Origin of the sequence: Hassallia byssoidea VB512170, assembly GCF_000817785.2 — a bacterium.
GTDB classification, from domain to species: domain Bacteria; phylum Cyanobacteriota; class Cyanobacteriia; order Cyanobacteriales; family Nostocaceae; genus Hassallia; species Hassallia carrinoi.
In genome coordinates, this window is the sequence record NZ_JTCM02000189.1 from 1 (window position 1) to 5,961 (window position 5,961).

The 5,961-nt window shown below is 39.1% G+C and carries 9 protein-coding genes and 1 pseudogene; 1 reads left to right on the top strand and 9 read right to left on the bottom strand.

The features are described from left to right. Window positions 1–300 precede the first annotated feature (300 nt). The 9 genes from PI95_RS34265 to PI95_RS34305 all read right to left on the bottom strand — a co-directional run bounded on the left by PI95_RS34265 (window position 301) and on the right by PI95_RS34305 (window position 5,510). The gene (locus PI95_RS34265; RefSeq protein ID WP_039747805.1) at window positions 301–702 is read right to left on the bottom strand and encodes a hypothetical protein; all 402 of its coding nucleotides are present in this window, start codon (window positions 700–702) and stop codon (window positions 301–303) included. After that, window positions 702–1,013, bottom strand: a complete 312-nt coding sequence (locus tag PI95_RS34270) for a hypothetical protein (protein ID WP_039747804.1) — start codon at window positions 1,011–1,013, stop codon at window positions 702–704. The genes PI95_RS34265 and PI95_RS34270 overlap by 1 nt, the downstream gene beginning before the upstream one ends. An 11-nt stretch (window positions 1,014–1,024) precedes the next feature. Beyond that, window positions 1,025–1,366, bottom strand: coding sequence for a hypothetical protein (locus PI95_RS34275; protein ID WP_039747803.1), 342 nt, complete (start codon window positions 1,364–1,366; stop codon window positions 1,025–1,027). Window position 1,367: 1 nt separating this feature from the next. Beyond that, window positions 1,368–1,733, bottom strand: a complete 366-nt coding sequence (locus PI95_RS34280; RefSeq protein WP_039747802.1) for a hypothetical protein — start codon at window positions 1,731–1,733, stop codon at window positions 1,368–1,370. A 56-nt stretch (window positions 1,734–1,789) separates the two neighbouring features. Next, window positions 1,790–2,023, bottom strand: coding sequence for a hypothetical protein (locus PI95_RS34285; RefSeq protein WP_039747801.1), 234 nt, complete (start codon window positions 2,021–2,023; stop codon window positions 1,790–1,792). 126 nt (window positions 2,024–2,149) lie between these two features. Further along, a complete protein-coding gene (locus tag PI95_RS37635) occupies window positions 2,150–2,341 on the bottom strand; it encodes a helix-turn-helix domain-containing protein (RefSeq protein WP_039747800.1) in 192 nt (63 codons plus the stop codon). A gap of 35 nt (window positions 2,342–2,376) precedes the next feature. Next, a complete protein-coding gene (locus PI95_RS34295; RefSeq protein WP_039747799.1) occupies window positions 2,377–4,329 on the bottom strand; it encodes a hypothetical protein in 1,953 nt (650 codons plus the stop codon). Next, complete coding sequence (locus PI95_RS34300; protein ID WP_039747798.1) at window positions 4,330–5,142, bottom strand: hypothetical protein; 813 nt, start codon at window positions 5,140–5,142, stop codon at window positions 4,330–4,332. Continuing rightward, window positions 5,142–5,510, bottom strand: coding sequence for a hypothetical protein (locus PI95_RS34305; protein ID WP_039747797.1), 369 nt, complete (start codon window positions 5,508–5,510; stop codon window positions 5,142–5,144). Before PI95_RS34305 ends, PI95_RS34300 begins: the two co-directional genes overlap by 1 nt. A 213-nt stretch (window positions 5,511–5,723) precedes the next feature. Between PI95_RS34305 and PI95_RS36515 the strand changes: the two are divergent. Beyond that, a pseudogene (locus tag PI95_RS36515) lies at window positions 5,724–5,961 on the top strand (tyrosine-type recombinase/integrase); the annotation flags it as partial.

A 5,961-nucleotide genomic window follows, 5' to 3' on the forward strand; every position in this document is an offset into this window, starting at 1 on the left:
AGCTCATTTGCAGCAATCCGATTATTAACCATATCCTTTAAATCCTTAATCGTATTGTAAATTGCAGCTTCTATTTGAAATACTCGATAAGTAATTCCAATCAACGCTATAATTCCCAAAATAATATCGAGATTATTTTTCATGGTTTTATAAATTTTTCGCAAGATTTAAGGATTAACTATTTTTTAATTAAATAATAAAAAATTGCTAAGGATGGGGTAATTATATTAGAACCACTTGCTCGACTTAGCAAAAAGCGTAGATTTTGATAAGTGTCTGTTGTGCTTGTAACTTTAGTGTTCACAGAAAAAATATTTGTAAAAAGACCATAAGCCGTAATATTAAAACTTTGGGTAAAAGGAGTTGATATGGAACCTGCTCCTTTATTATCTGAAAAAAGAAATTAAATACTGAACTGTAACTTGCAGCGCTGGCAACTTCAAAAAGTAGATGGGCTGATTTAATAAAATAATTATATGCGGGGTTCATTGCCAGATAATAATTAAATCCGCTGCTACCCGCAACGGTAAAAACATTAAAAAGTTTTTCTTCAGACCACCAAAAACCGTTTATATACCGCCATGCCTCAACCAAATTATTATTAGAATCTAACTCATTCCAAATCAATCCTTGACTAGGATTAGTTGGCTGTGTTGCACTTGTAATAACTTGCTGTGCTGAAGTTTCATTAAACAAAGGCATTATGTAAACTCTCTTACTAACGCACTTCCATTAACCGCATCCCAGATACCGCTAATCGCACCAGTGTAAGTAAATGGAACCTCGTAATACCCACCAGCACTAACCCTGGCAGTAAAAGCAGAAGTGGTGGCAGTCGCACCCAATTCAACATACAAATTAGCAGTTGAATTATTCCAAATAGTTGTCCCCTTCCTGGCAGAGTTTGCAGCTAGAAGAGAAACCGAACTGATACTTGCAGCAACACTTGTAGCGGCTACAGTGCCACTGGTGGACGGGGTAATAGTAACCGATGAGGGGTTAAATAGAGGCATTGTTTTAATACTTAATTAGCTACATATTCCCAGATTTTTACTTGACAATTCCCTACAGGGTCGGCAAAACGAAATCTCAAATTGAAACTATCTGAAACAGTAGGAAAGATTAATACTTTGGGGATTTGATTAATCAGAATAAATCTATCGCTGATTTCACTTCTCCCCCCCAAAGCAGGAATATATAAGGTTTGAGTTAAATACCCTACTACATTTCTCGGATTGACGTTTGTAGTAGTTGCCCAAACACCTATATACTGACTTTTGAAGTTATATGGAAAATCGATATTTCTGTTACCAATAATTGTTTGGTTAATTCTTAATCTCCAACCAATATCGATAGTTAAATCCATATTAGTTAGATTTTAAAGAGGCACCGTAAATCTTGAATGACTTCGTACCAATTTTAATCTCTTTGCTTCCTAGCTTACCGCCGGTAGTCACATTACTGATTTTGTCGGGTTCACAAAATCTAACAGCAGAACGACTAGCTCCATCTGATCCGATATAACTGATCCGGACTTTTGCAGGTGCAGGGTAATTAATACCAAAACACAATCCAGTGTCGGTATCTTTCGCGATTTTGACTCCTAATTCCTCGGCTATATTGTCGTAAGAGCCTTTCTTTCCTCTCCAGGCGTATCGGGTAGCGCCAATATCACCCACCCCGCCACCAAGGTTAATATAAAAAATCTGGGTTTTAGGTTCTGTTGCTGCCATTATTTTTTCTCCTTAATTTTTGACTTCTTTCTTCACCCATTTAAATAAAGAAAGAACTATGGCAAGTATGGGGTAGGAGCTGCAACCAGCGCCCCATCGCTGCTGAGAGTAAAACTAGCCGGTGCTGAAAAAACAATGGATAATACTTGATTTTCGGTGTCGGTGTTCACTTGGATGTTATTTAGACGTGTTTCAGCCGGCATTGATAGTTCTGCAAACTGAACTCGTAAAGCGGCTTCCCATAATTGACCTTCGAGAGTTGTAGCGGTTGATGTAATTGCGGCTGCCATTGTTTCTACCTAGAGTGTTGTATAAAACCTAGCCGAACTAAGACGACTTATACAAGAGCGATCGCGTACTTTCCCGATTGAGCCTTAACCCTCAATCGAGTTTCACCTCACTGCATCTCAAGCAAATTATTTTTTCCTGTCGGGGGATAGATCCAACGATTGTTTAAAGGCTTTTACATCAACTTCATAGACATACCATTTACCCGCCCATTTGAAAGCGCGTAATCGCTTGCGAATGATGTGATATCTAATAGTGGAAGTATCAAGGAAGAGTATTTTAGCTGCTTCCGGAAGTGACAGTGCAGGAAGATTTAACATCTTCTGGCACTGAATACGCTTTGGACATCTTTGGGTCACAAAAAGTCTACTCTCCAGTCCGGCTTATTGTCCTTTTGTCCGGTTTTAAAGTATCTGCCATACATCGGCTTTACAAGAGTTGGCTTAATGTCAGCGTTGATTTTTCCACCTTTAAAATAAGAGTTTTTCAACATCTCACTCTTGATCCAAGGTTTAATTGCATTAAGAATTTTTGTGCATTCCGCTTCGTTAGCCGCGTTAATAGTGACTTTTGTGTTATCTGCTAAAACTAAAATACCTTCCCAATTACCTTTTTTATAAGCGGGTAAAGGTGGCTTATCATGAATTCCACCTTTCCAGTGGGGAACCGTAATTGGGTACATGGCACTGCCATATTTACCATCTTCTTTTTTCTCAGCACAGTGAATTACCAGTTGAGGTTTACCACCTTCATGCCTTATCTGCCATGATTGCGGGATAGCCGCTATCGGTTCTTCTGTGTTTCTTGCTAAACATAAATCAGCCGCCTGTCGTGCATTTTCAAGATGGAGCTGCGCTAATTGATCGGCTTGTAATTGGGAAGTTGCGAAAACTTCCATAATTACCGTGTCTGTCTTTGGTGTCCATTTGTTAGTTTTATTGTTAAATTCACATTTACAAATTGGTACTTGAATCGCAAATTTTTGCTCTTTTAAAGTTTGGTCAACTATTGCTTTTATTAGTCTGTAGTCAATTTCTGTAGGCTTTGGACAGCATCCCATACGGCAACAATCATCCTCTGGTGGTGGTGGGGGTGGGGGTGGTGGTGGTGTTTCTGGTACTGGTAGAAAACAGCCAATTTTATCGGGTAAATCTGTATAAAATTCGTATACCTCAGGCTCTATATTTTTATCAGATAAGAGCGCTAGTATTTTTCTAATGCTCCCACCTTTAGAAATATCAATTGTTAATGTGGTGGCTCTATAAAAAGGAAAACTATGATATTTTACGCCTTGATAATAACCATCATCACCTCCCCCACTTGCTTCTGTTGGTATAAATCGGAAAGCACGAAATTTTATGTTTCCTTCGTCAACACGGTAGTTAGCTCCGCTTTGTCCTGCTCCTTCTAATATTTGACTTGTCGTTAAATTTGCAGAGTTAGGATCTTCTTTAACAAGAGCTGCTATGAAAGTTTTAATATCGCTTTGTGAGAAAACAATTTCTTCAATAGATCCAGTTGGCGTTGATCTTATTCTTTGTGTTAACAAAGCTACATAAGAAATTTTCATAGTTGCTCCACCACAATCGAACATATCTAAACGTTTTAACTGTTCTGTCAGTGATGATGTTTTTGGTTGTGGTGTAGGAAAGTTTACTGGTTGTGGTTTAGGAAAAGAAATCTCAGGGAATTTAAATTCTGGAAATTTAGGCGGTTCTAAATTTGGTAATTTTGGCAAGTCAAACTTAGGAATTTTGACTTGGGGAATTTCAAATGTAGGTTTATTACGCCATAAATCATCAAGTAGTTTTTCGCTACTTTTTATGGCATCTTCTGTCAAATCCCTGGCTTCTTTTCCTGCCATGTTTCCAGTCTTGTAAGATAAATCTTCAAGAACTGTACGTTTAAGCCTCAGAGAATCATTTTCAAAGTTTTTACTTTGCAATCCATCAATGACACCATCAATAAGAAAGCCTGCGTAATAGGCAGCTTCCGCGATAGCAGCTTCACCAGCCGTACCATTTCCAAGCTGATTAAGTTGCTTAATTGATGGTGACTTCGCGGTGTTAGTTGGTGTTACATCAACGGTGCGATACTGCCCGTCATTCCTTAGAGAATCTTGACGACTGGGTAAATTATTCGGTTTTCCTAAGCTAGTGTCACGGTTGGGTACTGTTAATTGATCTGGAGCGGTTTTATAAGTTGGGCTATTAGTAGGTTTTGTAAGTGTAGGGGTGTCGCTTCCGGGTTGAAAAACCTCGACTTTAAAATTTTGTAGCTGCGTCGGTTCGGCGTAATCTACTGGCATTTACACAAATTCTCTAATATCAATTGAAGTATTGGATTCGGTAGTTATTGCGTAAAAATTTCCTGTGTAAACCGGGTTGGGTGCTTCGTAATAAGCTCCGGGAACAAGTTTTACTAAATACGAGTTTGTTGATACAGAACCTACCGTATCAAGATAAACGCTCAAATTACTATTGTTAAAAAACACAATTCCTTTTCTGTTAATGTTGCTATTAACTATTGCCGCGCTTGTTGTGGTAATGTTATTAGCAATCATCCTTGATACGATTGGGGTTTGTATAACGCTTTGGGGTTTAGGGTCTGGTGATTCCTCAACAGCACAACCCAGCAGCATCACCCGGTCGTTACCCTGCAATAAGCCATATCCAACATCTACAACCTGGCAAGCAATAATTGCGTCAGGTGCTACGTCAAAGGTGCCGGCTGAAGTGAAATAGTTAATTAGATCCAAATAGTAATAAGGTCGTTGATTAAATAGATATGCATCAGCGATTTTTATCAGTGGGGTGTTAGCCGTCTTCATATAGAAGCTAAGACATTTTTTCGCGTTGTAGTTAAAAGTTTCTTTGTTATTGCTAACAACTGTTTCGCTGCTAGCCAATATGTCACTTTCAACTACACTCATTTGCTTAATTGATGAAATATCAATTGTTAAGCGCAAAGACGTTACAAATCCGCTATATTTTGCGTTATTGACAACATCTAATGAATTTAACCAACCTGGTTGATAAACGTCGATTATTGAAGTGCCAGTACTGGCATTAAATTCGTGTAGAATGTTGACGTTGCGAAAAATCCCCCTAGAACTTGCCACTAATTACTCGCTCCTATAATTCCAGTGGTTGCTAAGGGCGTGCGAGTGATAATTTGTCCTGACGACATAACGAAACCATTTATAGCAGTGCCGTTACTAGCTGGGGGGAATGCTGCAAGCCTTTCGCCTATCGATTGACCGGCATTAGCTGTTACTTGTGCGATCGCCGCAAATTCTCGCAGCTGATAGAGGGCTTGAACTACGCCGGGGAGGTTTTTGGCATTGCTTGATCCTAAGCCGATAACACCTAAAGCGGACAATCTTAATAAAAGTCCGAGGCTGTTATCAGGAATTATTAAGCTAGAAGATCCAGAAGTGCCGGAAGCGGTTTCTAGTTGCAGCCAAGTGAGGTCTGTTATCTGAGCCATGTCATATTTTTACTATTTACTAATTCATTGATAAATCAGCAATTAAACTTGTGCAAATATTCCGTTTTTATGTAAATCCAGAACAATTACTGAGGCGCTGTAAGTATTGCTCCGATTAGATTAGAGCCATATTTAACTACTAGCTAAATATATAAATATTCCGGTTTAACCAGTGTCAATGGTTAAACCGGAAGTAGTAAAAGGCAAAAAAATTTGAAATCAGATAGGCACGGACAGGCATGTTTACTGTCCGACACCGATTACTCTAAAATCCGCAAGCAAATTAAATCTAGAAAATATAAATTGCTTTTGGACTTGGCTTGGTACACCGGCGAGCGCTGGGGTGCGTTAGTACAGCTGCGAACGGACGATTGCTATAACCAGGATAAAAGTCCAAGAGATTACATCAACTTTCGCGCCCGCACCCGGAAAGCTACGCCCGACGGAAGAC

What these genes read in the sequence shown, in the direction of transcription:
- PI95_RS34280 (WP_039747802.1), bottom strand. Translation starts at nt 1,733, where the DNA reads ATGGCAGCAACAGAACCTAAAACCCAGATTTTTTATATTAACCTTGGT.
- PI95_RS34295 (WP_039747799.1), bottom strand. Translation starts at nt 4,329, where the DNA reads ATGCCAGTAGATTACGCCGAACCGACGCAGCTACAAAATTTTAAAGTC.
- PI95_RS37635 (WP_039747800.1), bottom strand. Translation starts at nt 2,341, where the DNA reads ATGTTAAATCTTCCTGCACTGTCACTTCCGGAAGCAGCTAAAATACTC.
- PI95_RS34275 (WP_039747803.1), bottom strand. Translation starts at nt 1,366, where the DNA reads ATGGATTTAACTATCGATATTGGTTGGAGATTAAGAATTAACCAAACA.
- PI95_RS34305 (WP_039747797.1), bottom strand. Translation starts at nt 5,510, where the DNA reads ATGGCTCAGATAACAGACCTCACTTGGCTGCAACTAGAAACCGCTTCC.
- PI95_RS34265 (WP_039747805.1), bottom strand. Translation starts at nt 702, where the DNA reads ATGCCTTTGTTTAATGAAACTTCAGCACAGCAAGTTATTACAAGTGCA.
- PI95_RS34270 (WP_039747804.1), bottom strand. Translation starts at nt 1,013, where the DNA reads ATGCCTCTATTTAACCCCTCATCGGTTACTATTACCCCGTCCACCAGT.
- PI95_RS34285 (WP_039747801.1), bottom strand. Translation starts at nt 2,023, where the DNA reads ATGGCAGCCGCAATTACATCAACCGCTACAACTCTCGAAGGTCAATTA.